The 20,483-nt window shown below is 64.8% G+C and carries 19 protein-coding genes; 11 read left to right on the top strand and 8 right to left on the bottom strand.

The genetic code is table 11. From position 1 onward, the window contains the following. Positions 1 to 104 precede the first annotated feature (104 nt). From ACSC1R_RS17580 to glyA, 4 genes are all read right to left on the bottom strand, one after another. Entirely contained in the window at positions 105 to 1,607 is a 1,503-nt protein-coding gene (locus tag ACSC1R_RS17580; protein WP_439027022.1) for a methyl-accepting chemotaxis protein, read from the bottom strand. Positions 1,608 to 1,934: 327 nt separating this feature from the next. After that, positions 1,935 to 2,453, bottom strand: a complete 519-nt coding sequence (locus ACSC1R_RS17575) for a signal peptidase I (RefSeq protein WP_439027021.1) — start codon at positions 2,451 to 2,453, stop codon at positions 1,935 to 1,937. Positions 2,454 to 2,800: 347 nt separating this feature from the next. Further along, positions 2,801 to 4,477, bottom strand: a complete 1,677-nt coding sequence (locus ACSC1R_RS17570; RefSeq protein WP_439027020.1) for a hypothetical protein — start codon at positions 4,475 to 4,477, stop codon at positions 2,801 to 2,803. A gap of 429 nt (positions 4,478 to 4,906) precedes the next feature. After that, positions 4,907 to 6,154, bottom strand: coding sequence for a serine hydroxymethyltransferase (gene glyA, locus ACSC1R_RS17565; protein WP_439027019.1), 1,248 nt, complete (start codon positions 6,152 to 6,154; stop codon positions 4,907 to 4,909). 133 nt (positions 6,155 to 6,287) lie between these two features. On the opposite strand from glyA, the gene ACSC1R_RS17560 reads away from it, so the two are divergent. Continuing rightward, positions 6,288 to 8,363 (top strand): hypothetical protein, encoded by a 2,076-nt coding sequence (locus ACSC1R_RS17560; RefSeq protein WP_439027018.1) that lies wholly within the window; start codon positions 6,288 to 6,290, stop codon positions 8,361 to 8,363. A gap of 292 nt (positions 8,364 to 8,655) precedes the next feature. Continuing rightward, the gene (gene tbsP, locus ACSC1R_RS17555) at positions 8,656 to 9,474 is read left to right on the top strand and encodes a transcriptional regulator TbsP (protein ID WP_439027017.1); all 819 of its coding nucleotides are present in this window, start codon (positions 8,656 to 8,658) and stop codon (positions 9,472 to 9,474) included. A 382-nt stretch (positions 9,475 to 9,856) separates the two neighbouring features. Here tbsP and ACSC1R_RS17550 read toward each other — a convergent pair whose 3' ends face one another. Then, positions 9,857 to 10,135, bottom strand: a complete 279-nt coding sequence (locus ACSC1R_RS17550) for an amphi-Trp domain-containing protein (protein ID WP_439027016.1) — start codon at positions 10,133 to 10,135, stop codon at positions 9,857 to 9,859. Between the two features lie 224 nt (positions 10,136 to 10,359). Here ACSC1R_RS17550 and ACSC1R_RS17545 point away from each other — a divergent pair, with 224 nt between their 5' ends. Both ACSC1R_RS17545 and ACSC1R_RS17540 read left to right on the top strand, forming a co-directional pair. Continuing rightward, a complete protein-coding gene (locus tag ACSC1R_RS17545) occupies positions 10,360 to 10,641 on the top strand; it encodes a PadR family transcriptional regulator (RefSeq protein ID WP_261651974.1) in 282 nt (93 codons plus the stop codon). 71 nt (positions 10,642 to 10,712) lie between these two features. After that, complete coding sequence (locus tag ACSC1R_RS17540; RefSeq protein WP_439027015.1) at positions 10,713 to 10,955, top strand: hypothetical protein; 243 nt, start codon at positions 10,713 to 10,715, stop codon at positions 10,953 to 10,955. 4 nt (positions 10,956 to 10,959) lie between these two features. Here the strand turns inward: ACSC1R_RS17540 and ACSC1R_RS17535 are convergent, their stop codons facing one another. Beyond that, complete coding sequence (locus ACSC1R_RS17535) at positions 10,960 to 12,222, bottom strand: AI-2E family transporter (RefSeq protein WP_439027014.1); 1,263 nt, start codon at positions 12,220 to 12,222, stop codon at positions 10,960 to 10,962. A 92-nt stretch (positions 12,223 to 12,314) separates the two neighbouring features. Here ACSC1R_RS17535 and ACSC1R_RS17530 point away from each other — a divergent pair, with 92 nt between their 5' ends. The 4 genes from ACSC1R_RS17530 (at position 12,315) to ACSC1R_RS17515 (ending at position 16,760) form a co-directional block, all read left to right on the top strand. Further along, the gene (locus tag ACSC1R_RS17530) at positions 12,315 to 13,616 is read left to right on the top strand and encodes an MgtC/SapB family protein (RefSeq protein ID WP_439027013.1); all 1,302 of its coding nucleotides are present in this window, start codon (positions 12,315 to 12,317) and stop codon (positions 13,614 to 13,616) included. Positions 13,617 to 13,692: 76 nt separating this feature from the next. After that, positions 13,693 to 15,066: an aminotransferase class III-fold pyridoxal phosphate-dependent enzyme gene (locus ACSC1R_RS17525; protein WP_439027012.1), complete on the top strand. Its 1,374-nt coding sequence runs from the start codon at positions 13,693 to 13,695 to the stop codon at positions 15,064 to 15,066. 56 nt (positions 15,067 to 15,122) lie between these two features. Further along, positions 15,123 to 16,274, top strand: a complete 1,152-nt coding sequence (locus ACSC1R_RS17520) for a thiolase family protein (RefSeq protein WP_439027011.1) — start codon at positions 15,123 to 15,125, stop codon at positions 16,272 to 16,274. Between the two features lie 81 nt (positions 16,275 to 16,355). After that, on the top strand, positions 16,356 to 16,760 hold the full coding sequence (locus tag ACSC1R_RS17515) for a hypothetical protein (protein ID WP_439027010.1): 405 nt from the start codon (positions 16,356 to 16,358) through the stop codon (positions 16,758 to 16,760). A 12-nt stretch (positions 16,761 to 16,772) separates the two neighbouring features. Here ACSC1R_RS17515 and ACSC1R_RS17510 read toward each other — a convergent pair whose 3' ends face one another. Both ACSC1R_RS17510 and ACSC1R_RS17505 read right to left on the bottom strand, forming a co-directional pair. Continuing rightward, positions 16,773 to 17,411 (bottom strand): dienelactone hydrolase family protein, encoded by a 639-nt coding sequence (locus ACSC1R_RS17510; protein ID WP_439027009.1) that lies wholly within the window; start codon positions 17,409 to 17,411, stop codon positions 16,773 to 16,775. Between the two features lie 97 nt (positions 17,412 to 17,508). Beyond that, complete coding sequence (locus tag ACSC1R_RS17505) at positions 17,509 to 17,832, bottom strand: hypothetical protein (RefSeq protein WP_439027008.1); 324 nt, start codon at positions 17,830 to 17,832, stop codon at positions 17,509 to 17,511. Between the two features lie 236 nt (positions 17,833 to 18,068). Here ACSC1R_RS17505 and ACSC1R_RS17500 point away from each other — a divergent pair, with 236 nt between their 5' ends. From ACSC1R_RS17500 to ACSC1R_RS17490, 3 genes are read left to right on the top strand one after another with little or no spacing between them, the layout of a single operon-like run. Beyond that, the gene (locus ACSC1R_RS17500; RefSeq protein ID WP_439027007.1) at positions 18,069 to 18,989 is read left to right on the top strand and encodes an A/G-specific adenine glycosylase; all 921 of its coding nucleotides are present in this window, start codon (positions 18,069 to 18,071) and stop codon (positions 18,987 to 18,989) included. Between the two features lie 58 nt (positions 18,990 to 19,047). Further along, positions 19,048 to 19,824, top strand: coding sequence for a helix-turn-helix transcriptional regulator (locus ACSC1R_RS17495; RefSeq protein ID WP_439027006.1), 777 nt, complete (start codon positions 19,048 to 19,050; stop codon positions 19,822 to 19,824). A 47-nt stretch (positions 19,825 to 19,871) separates the two neighbouring features. Beyond that, positions 19,872 to 20,450, top strand: coding sequence for an NADPH-dependent FMN reductase (locus tag ACSC1R_RS17490; protein ID WP_439027005.1), 579 nt, complete (start codon positions 19,872 to 19,874; stop codon positions 20,448 to 20,450). The last annotated feature ends 33 nt before the right edge of the window (positions 20,451 to 20,483 follow it).

The following is a 20,483-nucleotide window of genomic DNA, read 5'->3' as shown; positions in this document are numbered from 1 at the left end:
TCGTCGCCCGGGACCACTGGGGGTCAGTCGTCGCCCGGGACCACTGGGGGTCAGTCGTCGCCCGGGACCACTGGGGGTCAGTCGTCGCCCGGGACCACTGGGGGTCAGTCGTCGCCCGGGACCGACTCGCCACTGGCAGGAGCACACGTCTCGAACCGGTCGAGGAGTTCACAGAGGTCCGTCGACCGTCGTTCGAGCAGGTCGTTCGTCTGCTGGACGGTCGTCACCGCCCCGAGCTGTGCGTCGGCTGCTGTCGCTACTTCCTCGGTCGCACGGGTCGTGCTGCGGCTGATAGCGGCCACGTCGGTGGTCTTCGTCCTGACCGACTGGGTCCGGGCCGCCTGCTCGTCCATCGCACCCGCGATGTTCTGGACGCCCTCGTCCACGCGCTCGACGTGGTCGTCGACGGCCGCGAGGGCGTCGAGCGTCTCGTCGACCGCCTGGAGGCCCGCCCCCACGTCTGCGGTCATCTGTTGCATGTCCGAGACCACCCGCCCCGTCTCCGACTTTATCCCGTCTACGTGCTGGCTTATCTCGGTCGAGCGCTGTTTCGCGTCGCTGGAGAGCTCTTTGACCTGCTGGGCGATGACGCTGAAGCCCTGGTTCGACTCGGGGTTGCTGCTGGCTTTCGACGCCTCGATGTTGGCGTTCAGCGCGAGCATGTTCGTCTCCGAGGCGATGTCGGTGATGGCGCTCGACATCTCGTCGATGCGGTCGATGCGTTCGTGTAGCGACTTCACGTCGGTGACGACCTGCTGGGTACTCTCGCGGATGTCACGCATCGCTCGTGCCGTGTCTGCCACCGCCCGGCGGCCCTCCTCGTTCGCGTCCACCGCCCGCTCGGACCGCTCGGCGACCGTCTCGGCCGTGGCCGACATCTCTTCGATGGTCGCTGCGAGGTCGACCATCGCCTCGCTCACCGCGGTTATCTTCTCAGTCTGGGCCTGCGCACCACGTTCGATGCGGTCGATGGTCTGGTGGACGTCCTGGCTCCGCTCGCCGACCTCGGTCATCTGTTCTGTCGCGTTCTCGCTCGCCCGGGCGACGGTCCGCGCGAACGACTGCGCCTCCGCGTGTGCCGGTTCGAGTTCGTCGAGCATGTCGTTGAACGACCGTGCGACCGACCGCATCGCCTCGTTGTCGGTCTCGTCGGTGGGCAGCCGACGCGACAGGTCGCCTTCGGCACACGCGGCCATCGTCCGCCCGTAGCACTCGGCGGTCCGTTCGAGGTGGTCGTTCATCACCTGAACCTCGCTCTGGGCCTGCTCGGCCTCCTTCCGGGCCTGTTCGGCTTCGGCGAGGGACGCACGCATCCCGTCGCGCATCCCGGCGATGGCCTGGGAGAGTTCGCCGATCTCGTCCGACCGGTCGGTCGCGAGTTCGACGTCGAAGTTACCGTTCTCGACGGCCTTCGCTTTCTCCGTGAGTGCCCGGACCTCGACGAACTGCGAGAGCGAGCCGAACCCCAGCGCACTCATGATGGCGACCGTGGTCGCCAGCCCCAGTACGAACAGCGGGTAGTTCGCGGTCTCGAAGAACAGGTAGACAGAGACGGACCCCCCAATGAGTCCGATGAGACCGACGCCGACCGTCAACTGGAGCTCCAAACTGTTCCTGAACTGGTTTGTGAGCGACACCGCTGGTAACCGCTGTTGCAGACCCCCTAGCATCTCCCCTGCCGTACTGTCATCTGCCAAGACCATAACTGTTCGTGCATTAACATCAAGGGTCGGGGTGGCTTCGTTAGTCTCTCCTTTCGACGGTTAACGGGCACTTTCTACCGCTGTCTGGCGAGAGTAGTTGCCGAATAGAACTGTATATTCTTCTGGTAGGAGTGGGCAAAACTGGTGACACGTGGTGGCAATCGCCATTGGGCATCAGATGCAGGACACGACGAGTTTGACGACACGCTGTCGAAGCGAATCGGAGTGCTCTCACAGTTCGTTGAGGACGAGCACCGCGAAGGGCAACAGGACGAACGCCACGAACCCGACCGGCGAGTTGACGAACTCGACGACGTGGCCGATGTACGGCAGCGTCAGGGTGACCTTCCCGACGAGTGTCGCCTCCGTCACCAGGCCGGTGTCTGGATGGTCGTTCGCGTCACCCTTGGTCCGGAAGGCCCGCTCGCCGTCTTCTGTCTCGAGTACCTGGACGACCCGGTGGGTCGCCGGGAGCGACTGTCGGTCGCGCTCGAAGACGATGACGTCGCCGACTGCCACGGCCTCGGCGTCGACCTTCGAGACCACCACCACGTCGCGGGGCGAGAGTTCCGGTTCCATGCTTCCAGTCAGCACCACGTAACTCTGGTCGGCCCCCACGACCTGTGGGACCGAGTAGACGACGAAGGGGAGGACCACCGAGAGTAGCACCAGTATCGCGACGACGTTCACCACCGTCGCGAGAGGTGCTCTCTTCCGCACTCCCCCGGTAGTTCTCAGTTTGTCTTTCATCGTGTCTCCCCGAACCGGGACACGGTCCGGGTCCCGGTTCTCACTCCCCGAAAGGACGCCCGCCGTCGGAATCGAACCGCCGTCAGGGGCCGTCCGCACGACCCCTGTCCCAGTACGGGCACCGCACCGGCTGCACGTCGATGCAGGACAGAGAGGCTGTCTCCGAATCCAGCGAATCACTGTCGACGGGGCGGTCTGGTTGAAGGTTCCTGCTCCTGTTCCCGGATAACGCGAGTGTGCGGACGGGACCAGCCGGTCGGACCGCAGTGGCGCGAACCGCTCGCGCCGGTCGTGACGGCCGGTGGTCCGACTTCCAGTTCGCGTTCGCTATCGGTTCGGAGCCGTGTTCATTCCTCGATGTTGTGCCGGCACTGTTCGGCGCTGAACTCGAGCCCGAAGTTGATCATGTCGGTCTGTGTGACGTTCACGAGACCATCGAGGTCTTCGGGACCGGCCAGGCCGTACTGGGTGATGAGGTACTCGGCCATGTTGTCGAACTCGTCGCCGCAGACGTTCAGGTCGGTGAACCCCGGCCGTCCAGGGGTGCCGGACACTGCACATGGGAAGTACCATTGCAGGCCGAAACAGTGTGCGCCCTGCATCCAGCAGTTCCCGATGGTGTTCGTCGCGTCCCCGAGCGTGCAGGTACTCTCCTCGGTCGTCGCGGGCGGGAGGATGACGCAGTCGCCCAGGATGTCGAGGAGGCCGGACAGCGGCCCCTCGTACAGGCTGAACTCGGCTGCGGTGATTGTTTCCTGGGCCTTGACCTGCTGGAAGACGTCGTCCAGGGCCACCTCCATGTCCCGGGCCGACGAGACGTCGATGACAGGTCCGCCGTAGTCCATGAACTCCGCGGACGTGAAGTCATCAGGCTGGATGAGGATAATCACGACTTCGTCGACGCCTTCGCGGGAGAGGGCATCGTCGGCTGCAGCCTTGGCATCGACGGTGTTTTCGATGCCGTTCGTCACGACGACAACGACGTTGTAGCCGGTACAGCAGGCCTCCGCGCAGTTCGCGGCCGATTCGATGCCCGCGGCGACGCTCCCCTCGGCATCTGCCTTGTCGCCGGTGTACTCGTACTCGATGAAGTCACGCACCTCCTGTGCGTCCGCCGTCGGTACGATGCTGGCAGTCTCGGGGTTCCCCATGCCGTCACCGTTGAACAGCGTGACCCCGACCTGCGTGGGTGAGAGGTCGCCGTCCATCGCGTCGAGCTGGTCCTCGAGCTGGTCGACGAAGCTCAGCACGTTCTCTTTCGTGTTGTTCAACTTGCTCTGGATGGGACCCCCGCCGGCCAGGAACTCGTTCCGCATCGAGTCGCTGTTGTCGAGCGCGAAGTGAACACAGGTTGGCACGGTTTCCGTCTCCGCGTCCTGGTTGTTGTTACAGTTCGGGTCGTACCAGAACTTCACGTGCATGAAGTCCTGGAGTTCACCGACGTCGTCGGTGTCGCCGTGCTCGCTCTCGGGCTCCGTGGGTGTACTGACACCCTCCCGGACGTCCTCGTCGTACGCGATGTCGACGGCGCAGACGTCCAGGAACGACGGGTTGCCACAGAGGTGCAGTGAGAACGTGGTCTCACCGCGGTCGAACGGTTTGATGTCGTCCAGGTCGACGAATATCCCGGTCTCTCCGTTCAGGAGCTGGGACGCGAACTCGTCTTGCTCGGCCGCACACGCGTCGAGCGCGAGCGTCCGCCTCCCCCACTCGTCGGCGCTCAGTACTTCGCCGAAGTCGGGGACGGATTCGAGTTCGTACACGGTTCCGTCCGTCCCGGGGACGACGGGTGGCCGCTGGTCCTCGGGGATACCCTGAAGGTCGTAGCGTTCCCCCGGCATGTAGGTCGTGCGGTAGTCGAGAAGAAGGTCGACCCGACCCGCTCCGTACCTGCCCTTTACCGCCTCATCGTCGTTGTAGAAGGCGGTCGTGCCGAGAACGGGGCCTGAACTGGCGACCCCGATGGTTCCGAGTCCCGCCAGTATCTGGCGGCGGGACAACGAGATATTGTTGTCTTTTTTCATGTTGGTGAGACGTTGTTGGTTTTTCTTGGTTTTCCATTGAAGCCCATCACGGAGTACGGCGTTCACCGAGATAACCACGGGGTAATTGTATGGTACTAAGGTACATCAAAATCAAACGACGACACAGAGTTACTGGCCAGAACTATATAATAACCAATAATTAATCTGTGGTGGGATTCGTCTGGTTGGGTACGACTGGACCCCCACGAGTTGTGGAGACGGTCGACCCGTCTCTCGAGTGCCTGAAACCGCGTTTCGCTTGGTGTCCCAGAACTGGCTTTTCTATCCGGTTTCAGGGAGCGTAGTCGGATCGGTGACTCGCTCTCCGACCTGCTCGCTCCGCAGACTGGCGTCTCTGGACGGTGGTCGGGGGTAGAAACGCCGTGAGACGGCACAAAACGCGACGACACAAGTCGGTGCCGGTCGGCCCTACTCGTACAGCGGGTTCGCCGCACAGAGGTCCTTGACGGTCTCGGCGACGTCGGCCTTCACGTCCTCGTCGTCCGGATGGTCGATGACCTTCGCGATGCACTCGGCGACGACGCGCATGTCGTCCTCGTCGAAACCACGGGTCGTCAACGCGGGCGTGCCCGCGCGAATGCCGGACGGGTTGAACGCGGACCGCGTCTCACCCGGGACCGTGTTGGCGTTCAGGACGATGCCGGTCTCTTCGAGGGCCTCTTCGGCCTCGCCACCGGTCGTGTCCGGGTGGGAGGGTCGCAGGTCGACCAGCACGAGGTGGTTGTCCGTCCCACCGGAGACGAGCGTGAAGCCGTGGTCCTGCAGTTCCTCGGCGAGGACCTTCGCGTTCGCGACGGTCTGCTCGGAGTACTCGGTGAATTCGGGCTGGAGTGCCTCCCTGAAGCCGACGGCCTTGCCGGCGATGTTGTGCATGAGGGGGCCGCCCTGTGCGCCCGGGAACACCGCCTTGTCGATGTCAGAGGCGTACTCCTCGTCGCACATGATGATGCCACCGCGGCCGGCGCGGATGGTCTTGTGCGTGCTGCCAGTGACGAAGTCGGCGATGCCGACAGGGGACTCGTGGACACCGGCAGCGACGAGGCCGGTGATGTGGGCGATGTCGGCGAGGTGGTAAGCGTCGACCGCGTCGGCGGCGTCCTGAATTTTCTCCCACTCGACCTCACGCGGGTACGCGGAGTACCCCGAGACGATGATGTCGGGGTCGAACTCCTCGGCCTGCTCGCGGACCTCGTCGTAGTCGATGTAGCCCGTCTCGGCGTCGACCTCGTACTGCTCGACCTCGTAGGTCTGGCCCGTGAAGTTCGCCGGGTGGCCGTGGCTCAGGTGACCGCCGTGGGTCAGGTCCAGCGAGAGAATCTTGTCGCCGGGGGACAGCATGGCCAGGTAGACACCCATGTTGGCCGAGGAGCCGGAGTGGGGCTGGACGTTGACGTGCGCTGCACCCCACAGCTCTTTGGCGTACTCGATGGCCTTCTCCTCGACCACGTCGGCGTACTCACAGCCGCCGTAGTAGCGCTTGCCGGGGTAGCCCTCGGCGTACTTGTTCGTCAGGACGGAACTCTGTGCTTCGAGCACCGCCTCGGAGACGTGGTTCTCGCTGGCGATCATCGCCAGTGTCTCGTTCTGCCGTGTCTCTTCGCCCTCGAGTGCGTCTGCGATTTCGGGGTCGACCTCGCGTACGTGCTCGTAGTCCATGTTCGAAGGGGCGTCTGGTCGTCGCATAAGTGTACCTTCTTCGGGGCAATTTGACGGCGTCGGCGGAGGTGTCGTCTGCGCTCTGTACCCACCCGATACATCTAACTGTCACTAGTGGTATTCTCCAATTCGAATGATAGAGTGGGAGGTGACGACGGACGGACTCCGGGTAATCGACCCGGGGAACGCCGAACTCACCGTCCGTGGCTCGGGCCTCCGGGCGGACGGGTCCGGGTCGGCTCTCCCCCGCCCCGTCGACACGACGGTCGACTGTGCAGCGACCGAACTTCGGTTCCCCATCTCGGTTGTGTACGTCGCCTCGCAGTCGACGGAGGCCACCTACGACCTGGAGAACGACACGGGACCACTCGACCTCCCGCCCGGCGAGTACATCGTCGACCTCGACACCGACATCAAGACGTACCTGCGCGCGGCCGGGCCGCTCAGCATCTCGAAGACGACGGACTTCGAGGAGGTGGTCGTCTCGTTCCCGACCACTGCCGACTGCACGCTCGGGTTCCGAAGTCGGAGCGAACGTCCACCCGGAACACTCGTCGTTCCACCGACGCCCCAGGGGATGGCGACTGCGCTCTCTCACCTCGCCGCCTCACACAAGACCACGGCACCCGACCGGACGTACCCGACCTTGCGTGGTCATCCTCCGCTCGTCGAGACCGGGGAGTCGGTCGAGATTCCGGACCCCATCGCCGACGCGACGCCCGACGTCGGCATCGAACTGCTCGTGCCGTCCTCGTTCGAGGAGTTGTTCGTGACCGCCCCGCTCGCGTACTACCTGCAGGCCGACGTGGAGGTCGTCGACACCCTCGACGCCCCGATGCTGTGTGCGCCGAGCGCCGGTATCCGCCACCGTCTCGGGACCGGCCAGACGCTGGAACGGAACACGACCGAGTTGCTCCGGAAGGTGTTCTTTCTCGACTGTCTGGTGCGTAACGCCGGCCCGTACGGGACGAACCTCGCAGAGGAGAGCCTGCTCGACGCCCTCGGACTCCCGAGTCTGGCGTTGTATCACGGGACGCCGGTCGAGCGACTGGAGGCCTACCTCGACGTGCCATACGCCGCCATCGAGCACCGGCTGCCCGACTGGCACCTCTCGATGTACGTCGACCCGCAACCGGACATGCTGGAGACGGTCCCGTTCCTGTTGCACAACCTGAGTCTCCTGTACACGCCCCGAACGTCGGAACTCGAGGGGGCCGAACTGGTCGAGCGCTCGCTCGACGATTTCTACCGTGGTGGTGACCCCCGCAAGGGCCCGGGACAGGTCGCCTCCGTCGACATCGTGAAGCCGGAACTCCGGGGTGGCCGGGTCCACGGCTGGCTGGCCGACGGCGTCCCCATCGACGTGTTCAAGTCGACCCCGGTGGCCTACCGGAACCGACAAAAGTACCTCGAACGCGACGCCGAGCAAGCCCGCGTCACGGTCGTCCTCAACGACGAGATGATGGACGCCGAACACGCCGACGTCGCCGCCATCTACCGGGAGCGAGCGGAGGACCTTCCGCTCTCGGTCGACGTGCAAGAGCACCTCACGACGGCCGAACTCGCCCGCGTCTTCGAGTCCGACAACGACTTCGTCCACTACATCGGTCACTGTGAGGAAGGTGGCCTTCGCTGTCCGGACGGCTACCTCCCCGCCGACAGCCTCGCCGAGTGCAACACGCAGACGTTCTTCCTGAACGCCTGCGGGTCGTTCCACGAAGGCATGGCGCTCGTCGAGAAGGGGGCCGTGACCGGCGCGGTCACGTTCACGCAGGTGCTCAACGACCACGCGGTCAAGGTCGGGTCAGCCTTCGCTCGCCTGCTCATCCACGGCTTCTCCTTCGAGCGTGCCCTGCGTATCGCCCGTCGGCGCATCATGATGGGCAAGGACTACGCCGTCGTCGGCGACGGAACCCACACCCTCACACAGACGACCAATCGACTGCCGACGACCGCCGAACTCGAACGCCTCGGGGACGACCAGTACTTCCTCACGTTCGACCAGTTCTCCCTGCAACACGCGGGCAGCTACTACCATCCATACGTCGAGGGCAACGAGTACTCGTACCTCTGTGGCAACGAGTCAGAGTTCGCGCTCTCGCGCAACTCCGCCCTGGAGTTCCTCGACCGGGCCGACACCTCCGTCATCTACGACGGCGAGTTCTACTGGTCGGACGAGCTCGCCAGGAAGATAGGGAACGACTTCTGAGAAGGGGACGGTTCGAATCGGCGTTCTGGTCAGGGACCCGTGTACGGGCTGCTCCCACCGTCGAGCGACCGGGGTCGGCCTCCGGGCAACTGCACTGCGTGGGGTGTGGTTTGCTGTCCCATGAGTGAACAGTCGCATACTCCAACAGTGTATGGCTTATATTTTTGGGCCCCGACCGCCACCCAGTTGTGGTCACTCCGGTTCAGCCGGATTCAACCAACAATCGGCAAGATTTGAGTACAACTAGGCCAATAAAATTAAGTATCTAAACCACGTTTTGTTGTGTATAGGCATGACTTCGAATTTACTCGATAGACAAATTGACGATATACTCAGCAGCGTGCTGGAAGCTGCCACGGGGGACGTTCTCGTGGTCAATCCGTCCGCCGACGCCATCGAGGAGTTCGTGCGCGTAGCGACTCGATTCGACGGCGACCTGCCGACAGTCCACATGCTGGCCGACGAACGGACCCTGAAGGACGTCATGGACGACTTCATTGTCGCCTCGAACGCGGCCGACCTCATCGAGCAGGACGCACTCGCGCTCCGTACGGTCGAGGAGACCCCCGAGAACTCCCTGCTCGTCACCGAGGACAGCGTCGTCGCCCTCGTCACCGCCGGCAACCGCGTCGGTGGCCTGACGACCGACGACGACGAGTTCGTCTCGACGGCCTACGACGCCTACATGGCCGCCTGGGACGAGGCCGCCGAGTTCAAGCTCCGCACGCCGCCGATTAGCCGCGTGCGCGAGACGCTCCAGACCGACATCAGCCCCGAGGCCGAGGACGACTTCACGAACATCCTCGACTCGCTGGAGACCGCTCGCGGTGACGGCGAGGGCCTCGACGAGGTCACCATCTCGCTGCTCGTCGCCGCGAAGAACGAAGCCCTGCTGTACGACATCAGCAAGTGGGGCGAGGACGTCGGCATCGCGTCGAAGGCGACGTTCTCCCGCACGAAGACCAAGCTCGAGGACATGGGTCTCATCGACACCGAGAAGGTCCCCATCGACGTCGGTCGGCCGCGTCTCCGCCTGAAGATCGGCGACGACCGGCTTCGCAACGCGGACAACGGGCAACTCGCCACCATCGCACAGTCTATCCTCAACTGAGGCGTTCGTCTGTTTTGCGGCTCTCTCCGGTTCGCTGCCAGTGGCGACACTCGCTCCCGACTGCATCGCGGGTCTGTACGAGCGGGACAGGTCGACGCAGTCTCCCATTCTGACCTCGACCGAGAGACGCTGTACTCGCCTCGGTCGGTACCTTTAAGATACTCCGGTGGCATGAGTCAAGTGACGCTTCGCTTGGAGGGCCGAAGCGTCAGCGGGGACCAATTCAGGGCGGCAAGCGACCACGCGGGCTTTTATCCCGCGTGGTCTGCTTTCCTGTTTCGTACACTACTCGAGAAGCCGCTGCACTCTGTCTACAGCGTTCGACGGGCGCTACGACGCACTCGACTCGTGAGCGGCGCGACTGGACAGGATGCGAGGGGAGCTATTCGATCTGCAGTTCGCCGTCGTCGCTGGCGCGTTCGTCCCACTCGAGTTCGAACTCGATGCTGAGCTCGCCTTCGGTCGCACCCGTCGACGTCTCGCGCTCGGCTTTGACCTCGAACGTGGGTTGTGCCGGGGGGTCGAGCGTCACCGACTGCTGGCCGGCGGTGAGAGTGATAGGGTCGCCTGAGTCCAGTTTGTCGGCCACGTCGCGAAGCATCGCGGCGATGTCGCTCCGGGTCTGCTGTGATTCGGATTTGAACAGCACTTCTTCTGGCATACGCGTGTGTAGGGAGGCGGTCCGTATAAACATCCCTCGTCGACAAACAGACTCGAGTACAAACATATCATAATTCTTTGTGTATCGCAGTACACTATATGTCGGCCCGATTATCGATAGTGAGTGACAACGGGCATGTCAGGCCAAGCTTTTTATAACGTGGGGATAGAAATGGCCGACATATTTATTTAATCTGGTGTTCAAGGGTCTCTTGGACCTTTCCAATGCACGACCTGACAGGATTCCAGCGAGACTTGTTGTATGTAATCGCTGGGAAAGAAGAACCACACGGACTGGCGATCAAAGAAGAGCTCGAGCAGTACTACGAGAAGGAGATTCATCACGGTCGACTCTACCCGAACCTCGACACACTCGTCGACAAGGGCCTCATCGAGAAGGGCCAGCGGGACCGGCGGACGAACTACTACGTCCTGACCCGTCGTGGCCGCCGCGAGATCGAGGCACGAAGCGACTGGGAAGGACAGTACGTAGAAGCCGAGGCCTGAACGGCCGATGGAAGCGCCCTCGGGGGGCGTCACGGAACGCTTTTCGGTGACAGTCCACGTACGAAGAGCCGATGGCCCGACGATTCCTGCCGCCGCTTGCCGGTCTCCTCGTCAGCCTCGCCATCACGGGGGTCCTGTGGTGGCAGTTCGACACGCTCGCCGTCTTCCTCATCGTCCCGTTCGTGCCCTTCCTGTTCCGCCGCGGTCGTGACGAGGTGGCAGAACCATCCGGCCGGACCTGTCCGCGGTGTGGCTTCGAGACGAACGACCCGACCCACGAGTACTGTCCACGTGACGGCGAACGGCTGGAGTGACCGACTACTCCTCGGTCGTCTCGGCAGTCTCGTCGGCGGCGTCGGCGGGTTCGGGGTGGCCGCCGTCGGTGGGGGTGGTGTCGGAGCTGGGCGTCCGCCGTGATGGCGGTGAGACCTCCTCGGCCGGAACCTCAGCGGCCGGTGTGAAGTAGGTCGGGTCGACGGCGTACGGCTGGAGTTTCTCGGAGTGCAGCAGTTCCGGTAGCACGAGTTTTGCGAAGTGGACCGACAGCACGAGTATCATCGGCCCGAGGAAGATGCCGTACCAGCCGAACAGGAGCGGCCCGAAGATGTACGCGAACATCACCGCGCCCACGTGGAGGTTCCGCCCCGAGACGTACGGACGGAGGACCAGGTCCGGGATGACGTCGACGATGACGAACGAGACCGCGACGAACAGGATGGGGAACCAGAGCAGACCAGACTGGTCCGACGAGAACGCCTGGTAGAACAACCACCCAGAGACTGGGAAGTAGACGAGTTTCATGCCGACGACCGGGATGAGGCTCGCCGCCCCAGCCAGCAACCCGACGAGCGCGGCGTACGGGATGGTCAGCTCAGTCGTCGGCGCGTACACGTTCAGGACGCTGTACGAGAGCGCGCCGATGACGCCGGTCAGGAAGGCGTTCAGGATGTTCCCGAAGAAGATATTGCGGAAGTCTCGGTCGACGGCCGAGAGATAGGCACCGAGGACGCCGCGGTCGTCACCGAACGTCGACATGAACCACCGCGAGAGCTTGTGACCGTCGCGCAGGAGGTAGAACGCCAGCGCGATCATGATGAACAGGTGCAACGCGCCGGTGCCGATGATGCCGATGAACTTCTGGCTGTTGTTCAACACGTCGGTGAGGACGCTCAACCCCTCCTGATTCGTCAGCAGGTCCTGTGGGTTCTGGACGTTGTTCGCGAGGGTGATGTACGGGTCGAGGATGGCCTGTAACTCCCCAAGGTTCCCCCCGTTCTGTTGCTGGTCCTGGATGTTCTGCGTGAACGCGTCGACCTCTTGCAGGGCGATGGCGATGGTGTACGAGAGCAACAGCAAGAACGGGAGGGCGAGCGTGAAGATGGCGACGGTCGCGGCGAGGCTCGGTGGCCGGACACGGCGCTTCAGTCGGCGGTACACTGGGCGGGTGGCGTAGTAGATGAAGATCCCGAAGACGAAGGTGCCTACGAACGAGTAGAGGACGAACAGCAGCGTCGCACCGAGGACCAGAGCGACGGCCCACCAGGGGGCACGGGACCGGCCGATATCGAAGCCGTCGAGCATGTAGTTCATCGCGTCGCGTACCGGTAAAAACCTGTCGTGGTTCTGGAACCCGAAGGTAAGGAAATAAGTCCCCAGTGCGTGAAGGCGGTGGAGTGGAGTTCCTGCTGCAACAGTCAGCGAGCGCGACACTCGACAGTCAGGTTGCCCGACTCGTCCTTGCGGGAGCGCTGGGGCTGTTCCTCGGTCTGGAGCGCGAGTGGTCCCAGAAATCGGCGGGCATCCGGACCTTCTCGCTCATCAGCCTCGCGGGCGCGGTATTCACACTACTTGCGGCCCAGACGAGCTACGGCGTGGTACTACTGCTCGTCGGCGGCTTGCTGGTCCTCGCACAGGGGGTGTTACTGGCAGTGCAGGGGCTGCTCTCCGATGGCGAGAACGGGCTATCGTTGACCACGTCGATATCGATGCTGGTCGCCTACGGCGTCGGCTCGCTCGTCGCGTCGAACTTCGTCATCGAGGGCGTCGCGGTCGCGGTCCTGTCGTCGCTGGTGCTGGTGCTCAAACGCGAGCTCCACTCGTTCGCCGAGAACCTCTCGCGCGAGGAGGTCCGCTCGGGTGCCGAGTTCGCCATCCTCGCCTTCGTGGTGTATCCGCTCCTCCCGGCGGGACAGGAGACCTACAGCGTCCCCGTCCTCGGCATCGAGGACCTCGCCATCGAGCCGCGGGTCGTCTGGCTGATGGTGGTCACGGTCGCTGGCATCGGCATCCTGAACTACGTCATCGTCCAGCTGTACGGGAGCCGTGGCATCGCAGTCACCGGTTTCTTCGGTGGCCTCGCGTCCTCGACGGCGGTCGTCGGGACGATGCTCGACCACGTCCGCCAGAACACGGAGGCGGTCTCCTACGCGGTCGCCGCTATCTTGCTCGCCGACGCGGCGATGGCGCTCCGGAACCTCCTCATCGTCGTCGCGTTCACGTTCTCGCGAGGGGTCCTCGTCGATGCGACGGCCCCACTCGTGGCCGTCATCCTCGCCGGTATCGCCGTCGCGGCGCTCACGGCCGACTGGTCGGAGAACGTCGAGATAGCCCTGGAGAGTCCCTTCTCGCTCCGGTACGCGCTCGGGTTCGGTGGGATGTTCCTCGTGGTCCTCACGGTCGGGTCGGTCGCCAACGCCCAGTTCGGGGCGGCCGGGTTCCTCGCCACCGCGGTCGCCTCCGGCCTCGTCTCCAGCGCGGGCGCGACCACCTCTGCCGTGCTCCTGTTCCGCGGCGGGACGTTGAACGCGGAGACCACCGTGCTGTCGGTCCTGCTGGCGACCGCGTCGTCCGTGGTCGTGAAAGCCGGACTGACGGCCGTCAGTCCGAACCGGTCGTTCTCCCGGCGCGTGGCCGTCTACAGTGCGGTCCTCGTGACGGTCGGGGGTGTCGTCACCCTCCTCGTCGTCGTCGCGTGAGCCGCCGAGGCCCGGCGTCGAGATAATTGCGGCAAACAACGAACATATTTAATAGGACCTTTCCTTACAGGGGGACATGGACCGAGACACGGCCGAGCCCCGGGTAGACCACATGCCCGGTTCGAAGGCACAGGAATGGGTGGAGTACCACCATCAGTTCTCCGCGCCGAGTACCTACGTCTACGACTTCGTCTGGGACATCACCGCCGACGCAGAGGGCCCCTTCTGTACCGACGTCGACGGCAACGTCCTCATGGACTTCACGAGCCACGTCGCCGCGGCCCCGCTCGGGTACAACAACCCGAAGATACTGGACCGCCTCTCCGAGTTCGACCTCATCGACCCCACCAAGATCGCCGGTCAGGACTTCTACGCCAGCGGTGGCTGGCCGCCCGAGGACCCCGAGATTCCGTCGCCGACCCAGCTGATGGACCGGCTCATCGATTCGACGGACCACTACGACATGGACCGCGTCTTCCTCTCTAACTCCGGCGCGGAGGCCGTCGAGAACGCCATCAAGATCTGCTACAACCGCCGCGGCCACCGCGGCGTCTGTTTCGACGGCGCGTTCCACGGCCGCACCCTCGGCGCGCTCTCGCTGAACCGTTCGAAGACCGTCCACCGCAAGGGCTACCCCGAGGTGCCGGGCATCATCTCGGTCCCGTACATCTCGACCGAGAAAGCCTACCGCGAGAAGTGGCAGACCGACGGCCCCGGCGGGAACGTCCTCGCGGACAAACTCGACCCCAGTGCGGGCGTCATCGACCCGGACGAAGTCGCCTACATCATCCTCGAACCCGTCCAGGGCGAGGGTGGCTACCGCGTCCCCCACGACGCCTTCATCAAGGACCTCGAACAGATTCGTCACGACCACGGCATCTACGTCATCGTCGACGAGATCCAGTCGGGCATGGGCCGCACCGGCGAGATGTGGGCGGTCGACCACCTCGACCTCACGCCGGACGTCATCACGAGCGCGAAGGGCCTGCGCGTCGGCGCGACCATCTCGCGCTCGGACGTGTTCCCCGAGGAGAAGGGCCGTCTCTCCTCGACCTGGGGCGCTGGTGACGTGCTCTCGGCGGCACAGGGCGTGGCCACCATCGACGCCATCCACGAGTACGACCTGCTCGACAACGCGACCGAGCGCGGTCGCCAGCTGTGGGAGACAATCGCCGACGCCGACATGGAGTCCATCGTCGACATCCGCGGTCGCGGCCTGATGTTCGCCGTCGAGTTCGACACCAAGGACCGTCGCGAAGAGGTCATCAAGCAGGCACTCGGTCGCGGGCTGCTCACCCTCGGCTGCGGCTACAAGAGCCTGCGCCTGCTCCCGCCGCTCGACGTGACCGAACGCGAGATAGACATCGGCGCGAACGTGTTCCTCGAGGCCGTCGAGGCGGCCGAGCACACGGCACCCACCACCACGGCCGGGTCCGGCGACGCCTCGTAAGCGACCCGTCATACTCCAGCTAGCTGGTTTTGCGGTTCGGACGCCTCACTCTCTACATGAGTGTCGTCCTCGTCGACGGTGCGCGAACGCCACACGGTGACTTCCTCGGCGCGCTCGCGACCGTCTCAGCCATCGACCTCGGAGCGACCGCCGTACACGGCCTCCTGGACCGGACCGGCATTGCCCCCGACTCCCTCGACTGGGCCGTCCTCGGGAATTCGATACAGGCCGGGCTCGGGCAGGTGCCCGGCCGACAGGTCGCCCTCACGGCGGGGGTCCCCGCACACGTCCCGGTGACGACGGTGAACGAAGCCTCGGGCTCGGGCCTGCGGGCACTCGCACTCGGCGTGGACCACATCGAGACCGGTCGCGGCGAGATGGTCGTCGCCGGTGGGTTCGAGTCCATGTCGAACGCGCCACACACGCTGTCGGGGCTGCGAACGGGCACGCGGATGGGTGATGCGACGCTGGTCGACTCGATGATTCGTGACGCCCTCTGGGACGAGACTGAGGACGCTCACATGGGAGCGCTGACCGAGCGACTGGTCGACCGCTTCGACATCGCGCGGGTGGCCCAGGACGAGTACGCACTGGAGAGCCATCGCCGGGCCGCCACCGCCGTCGACTCTGGGGTGTTCGACGCGGAACTCGTCCCGGTCGAGACGTCGACGGGAACCGTTTCGCACGACCACGGCCCCCGTGCCGACACGTCGCTGGCGGCGCTCGCCGACCTGCGGCCGGCCTTCGGCGGGACCATCACGGCGGGCAACGCCTCGGACCTGAGCGACGGGGCGGGCGTCGTCTTGCTCGCCAGCGAGGACGCCGCGGCGGGACTCGGCGACCCACTCGCCCGAATCGTCGACTACGCGGTCGCCTACCGCGAGCCGGAGTGGTTCGGGATGGCCGTCGCGGACGCGGTCGAGGACCTGCTCACGGCGAACGGACTGTCGCCTGCAGACGTGGCCCACTTCGAACTCAACGAGGCGTTCGCCGCGCAGATGCTGTACGTCCGAGAGCGCCTCGGTATCTCTTCAGCGACGCTCAACCCCCGCGGCGGTGCCATCGCGCTCGGCCACCCCATCGGGGCGTCGGGCGGCATGCTCGCGACCAGCCTCGCCCACGCCCTGTACGACACCGGCGAACGCTACGGCGTGGTCGGCATGAGTATCGGGGGCGGTGGTGGTATCGCGATGTTACTCGAGCGGTGAGGTCGGGAATCCGGACCCCGGCCGGAACCCTGCGAGCACGCCCCACGGTGGATTGATATGTTACTGGAACGATAGTACCGTATGGACATCTCACGTCGTACTCTCCTGCGAGCGGCCGCGCTCCCGGCTGCCGCCGCGCTCGCCGGCTGTACCTTCTCTGGCACACTGAACGGCACACCCTCGGGGACCCTGTTCGTCGAGGTGACCAACCAGCTGGACGCGGCCGAGACCGTGACCGTTGAATTACGTCAGGACGGGCAGCTTCGGGACGAACTCCCGGCTGAGACCATCCCTGCGAGCACGAGCAAGACGTTCCGGTTCGACCGGACCGGCGGCCCGTACGAGGTCCGGGTCGTCGCCGACGAGTGGAGCACGGGCTATCGCTGGGAACTCACCGGCTGTACCGAGAAGCGGTTCCGGACGGCGCTCTCCAGCCGGGACGACGGCACCCCACACGTCGAGAACAGCACCGGGTGCGTGGAGTGAGTCGGCGACTGGTCACTCGAAGTGGCGCTGGAACCACGCGAGTGCCAGCGCAGTCACCTGTTCCAGTTGTCCCTCGCCCTCGAACAGGTGTCCGGCACCGGGGACGACCGCCAGCTCCTTGTCGCCGTCCAGTCGCTGGAAGATGTCCTGGTTGAGTCTTTTCACCTGGGCGTCCTCACCGCCAACGATGAGCAGGGTCGGGGCGTCGACGTCCGGGACCGCCTCCGACGCCAGGTCGACACGTCCGCCGCGCGAGACGATTGCCGCGACCGCCGGACGCTTCGCCGCCGCTCGAAGCGCTGCGGCCGCGCCAGTACTCGACCCGAAGTAGCCGATTGGCAGGTCGCCGACCTCCTCGTGGTCGGCCAGCCAGTCCGTCGTCGCTACCAGTCGGTCGGTCAGCAGGTCGATGTCGAAGCGGGCCTCGTGGTCGATGTCCTCCTCGGGCGTCAGCAGGTCGAACAGGAGCGTCCCCAGCCCGTGGTCCCGGAGCGACTCTGCGACCGAGTTGTTACGCGGACTCCGGCGGCTGCTGCCGCTCCCGTGGGCGAACACGACCAGCCCGTTCGCCTCGGCCGGAATCCGGAGCTCTCCCGGTAGCGTCACGTCACCGACCGGTATCTCCACCAGCCGGCGTGGTTCGATAGCCATACGGCTAGTTCGACGGAAACTCGGATGAACTCGGACCTTGGCTGGCCCACCTCGTTTTGAAGGGGTCGGTCGGGGGCCAGGGTGGGCGACCGGCCGGTCAGAACTGGTAGCGACGGTCGTCGTCCTGTTGCGGGAACGCGCTCTGGCCCGTCATCTCGTCGAAGGTCATCCCGCTCAGGTACTCGTCGTAGGTCACGTCGTACTCAGAGCGCAGGTGGAAGTCGAGTTTGCCCGTGTCGACGGTCGACTGGAACAGCATGTGTACCGCACGCTGGAGCAGGTCCTCGGGCTGGCCGGTCCCGAGCGCGGTCGACAGCATCGCCAGTTCCATCTTCGTCTCGCGGTCGAAGTCGAGACCGAGGTCGTCGAGGTCGTCGTAGGCGGCCGACACGTCCGTCTGGAGGTCGTCGAGGTCGCTCATCGGCTGGTGGCAGGGGGCGCGGACGGAAGCCGGTTTCGTGTTCTGTCGGTACTCGACGTGGGTTCGGGTATCCAACACGGCCGGCGTCGTCGCCGCAATCGGCGAAGGAATCGACCACGCGCACGATGGTGTCCATTCCGGGACAGGCACCCACGAATTTCCGGGACAGGCAACCCACGAATCACGGCCGGAATCAGCACGGCTAAACCCGTCACCTCCCAAGCGTCCCACGACAGATGACCGAGTCCGACGAGTGGTCGTTCCCGGACGACGTGGCCCTCGAAACCGTCCAGCAGCGGCTCATCGAGTGGTACGAAGCGGACCACCGCCAGTTTCCCTGGCGCGAGACCGACGACGCCTACGCAATCCTCGTCTCCGAGGTGATGAGCCAGCAGACCCAGCTGGAGCGCGTGGAAGCGGCCTGGCACGACTTCCTGGCGGAGTGGCCGGCAGTCGAGGACCTCGCCGAGGCGGACCGCGCCGAGGTGGTCGGCTTCTGGACCGACCACTCGCTGGGGTACAACAACCGGGCGAAGTACCTCCACGAGGCGGCCCAGCAGGTCGTCTCGGAGTACGACGGCGAGTTCCCAGAGAGCCCCGACGGACTGCAGGAACTGATGGGCGTCGGCCCGTACACTGCCAACGCGGTGGCCTCCTTCACGTTCGACAACGGGGACGCGGTGGTGGACACGAACGTGAAACGGGTGCTGTATCGCGCGTTCGACGCGCCGGACGACGATTCGGTGTTCGAGTGGGCGGCCAGCGAACTCATGCCTGCGGGCGAATCCCGGGTCTGGAACAACGCCATCATGGAACTGGGCGGCGTGGCCTGCGGCAAGACCCCCACGTGCGACGAGGCGGGGTGTCCCTGGCGGACGGTGTGTCACGCCTACGAGACGGGTGATTTCACCGCGCCGGACGTGCCGACCCAGCCGAGTTTCGAGGGGAGCCGCAGGCAGTTCCGGGGGCGCATCGTCTCGACGCTGCGGGAGTACGGCGAACTGGAGTTCGACACGCTCGGCCACCGGATTCGAGTCGACTACTCGGCCGACGGCGAGTACGGTCGGGAGTGGCTCCGTGGGCTGCTCTCGGACCTCGCCGACGACGGACTGGTCACCGTCGACAGTCGGGAAGGGACGGTCGCACTCAGACGTTGACCTTCCATGGTCACAATGTACCATAATAGGTATGTCAATCCGTCTACTCTGAGGGGGTATGGCTGGGTCATCGGGGACAGATATCGTCGAGATTCTCTCCAAGCGACGACGGTTTCTCGCGTCGCTCTCGGATTCGCCCAGACAGAAACCAGCGTTAGCCGAGGACTGTGACGTCGCACGCTCGACGGTCGACCGGGCGATTCGGGAACTGGAGGCCGCTGGCCTCGTGACGCGTGGGCGTCGTGGCTACGAGTTGAGCGTCTCTGGGGAACTGCTGTACGAACAGTTCTGCGAGTTCGAACGGAGAGCGGACGCCATCTGTGGGTCCGAACAGATCCTGTCGATGCTGCCGGACAGCGACCTGGTCGACCCCCAGATGCTCGTCGGGGGGACACTCACGACGGCGGACATGCACGCTCCCGACCGACCGATGCAGGAGACGGTCGACCTCGTCTCTGATGCGGTCAGGGTCCGGGGCGTCTCGCCAGCGGCCCACGGTGCCTACGTCGAGATCTTCGACGAGCGTATCCACGGGTCCGGCATGGTCGTCGAACTGGTGTTCACCCCGGACGTGTACATGGAGCTCGCGACCACGTACGCCGAGTACATGGAGCGAGAGGTTCCGGAGTACGTCACGTTCTACCAGATAGACGAACTCCCGCCACACGGCATCATGGTGGTCGAACACGAGGACGGCAGCGAGGAAGCGAGTTTCGGAGCCTACACCGACAGCGGACTGCAGGCGATGGTCCGGAACACGCGCGAAGAGGCGGTTCGCTGGGCAGAGCGCCGCTTCGAGCACTTCCGCGACCAGGCGACCGTGTTCCAGCTGTAGGTGCTTCCAACTCTAGCTATTTACCCATCGCGGGCGTGGGTCCGCCCATGTCCAACGAGACGCACGTCATCGCCATCTGTGGGAGTCTTCGAGACGAGAGTTACACCCGAAAGGCGCTCCGGTACGTCCTCGACGCAGCGGCCCAGCGGGGGGCGTCGACCGAGCTGGTCGACCTCCGCGAGTACGACCTGCCGGTGTTCGACGCGGACGAGGACGGGGCGGGTGACGCTGCCCGGCTCACCGCGACCGTCCGCGAGGCGGACGCGGTCATCCTCGGGACGCCGATGTACCACGGGTCGTACTCCTCGCCGCTGAAGACGGCTCTCGACTACTGCGGCTTCGACGAGTTCGAGGACGAGACGGTGGGACTGCTCGCGGTCGCTGGCGGGAGCTTCCCCGTCACGGCGCTCGAACACCTGCGCTCGGTGTGTCGGGCGCTGAACGCCTGGGTCATCCCGCATCAGGCCGTGATTCCGAGCGCCCACAGCGCGTTCGAGGACGGCGAACTGGTGAACGAGGGTCTGGAAAGACGGGTCCGGACGCTCGGCGAGCGAGCGGTGCAGTACGCGAACATCGAACCTGACCCGGCATCGTTCGAGAGTCAGGAGAACGTCGGCGCGGAGTAGACCGACGGCGCGGAGTAGACCGACGGCGCGGAC

It is taken from the genome of Haloarchaeobius ordinarius, from assembly GCF_051801355.1.
Classification (GTDB): domain Archaea; phylum Halobacteriota; class Halobacteria; order Halobacteriales; family Natrialbaceae; genus Haloarchaeobius.
This window is presented reverse-complemented; position numbering and strand designations above follow the sequence as displayed.

What these genes read in the sequence shown, in the direction of transcription:
- ACSC1R_RS17575 (WP_439027021.1), bottom strand. Translation starts at nt 2,453, where the DNA reads ATGAAAGACAAACTGAGAACTACCGGGGGAGTGCGGAAGAGAGCACCT.
- ACSC1R_RS17570 (WP_439027020.1), bottom strand. Translation starts at nt 4,477, where the DNA reads ATGAAAAAAGACAACAATATCTCGTTGTCCCGCCGCCAGATACTGGCG.
- glyA (WP_439027019.1), bottom strand. Translation starts at nt 6,154, where the DNA reads ATGGACTACGAGCACGTACGCGAGGTCGACCCCGAAATCGCAGACGCA.
- ACSC1R_RS17560 (WP_439027018.1), top strand. Translation starts at nt 6,288, where the DNA reads ATGATAGAGTGGGAGGTGACGACGGACGGACTCCGGGTAATCGACCCG.
- tbsP (WP_439027017.1), top strand. Translation starts at nt 8,656, where the DNA reads ATGACTTCGAATTTACTCGATAGACAAATTGACGATATACTCAGCAGC.
- ACSC1R_RS17550 (WP_439027016.1), bottom strand. Translation starts at nt 10,135, where the DNA reads ATGCCAGAAGAAGTGCTGTTCAAATCCGAATCACAGCAGACCCGGAGC.
- ACSC1R_RS17545 (WP_261651974.1), top strand. Translation starts at nt 10,360, where the DNA reads ATGCACGACCTGACAGGATTCCAGCGAGACTTGTTGTATGTAATCGCT.
- ACSC1R_RS17540 (WP_439027015.1), top strand. Translation starts at nt 10,713, where the DNA reads ATGGCCCGACGATTCCTGCCGCCGCTTGCCGGTCTCCTCGTCAGCCTC.
- ACSC1R_RS17535 (WP_439027014.1), bottom strand. Translation starts at nt 12,222, where the DNA reads ATGCTCGACGGCTTCGATATCGGCCGGTCCCGTGCCCCCTGGTGGGCC.
- ACSC1R_RS17525 (WP_439027012.1), top strand. Translation starts at nt 13,693, where the DNA reads ATGGACCGAGACACGGCCGAGCCCCGGGTAGACCACATGCCCGGTTCG.
- ACSC1R_RS17520 (WP_439027011.1), top strand. Translation starts at nt 15,123, where the DNA reads ATGAGTGTCGTCCTCGTCGACGGTGCGCGAACGCCACACGGTGACTTC.
- ACSC1R_RS17515 (WP_439027010.1), top strand. Translation starts at nt 16,356, where the DNA reads ATGGACATCTCACGTCGTACTCTCCTGCGAGCGGCCGCGCTCCCGGCT.
- ACSC1R_RS17510 (WP_439027009.1), bottom strand. Translation starts at nt 17,411, where the DNA reads ATGGCTATCGAACCACGCCGGCTGGTGGAGATACCGGTCGGTGACGTG.
- ACSC1R_RS17505 (WP_439027008.1), bottom strand. Translation starts at nt 17,832, where the DNA reads ATGAGCGACCTCGACGACCTCCAGACGGACGTGTCGGCCGCCTACGAC.
- ACSC1R_RS17500 (WP_439027007.1), top strand. Translation starts at nt 18,069, where the DNA reads ATGACCGAGTCCGACGAGTGGTCGTTCCCGGACGACGTGGCCCTCGAA.
- ACSC1R_RS17495 (WP_439027006.1), top strand. Translation starts at nt 19,048, where the DNA reads ATGGCTGGGTCATCGGGGACAGATATCGTCGAGATTCTCTCCAAGCGA.
- ACSC1R_RS17490 (WP_439027005.1), top strand. Translation starts at nt 19,872, where the DNA reads ATGTCCAACGAGACGCACGTCATCGCCATCTGTGGGAGTCTTCGAGAC.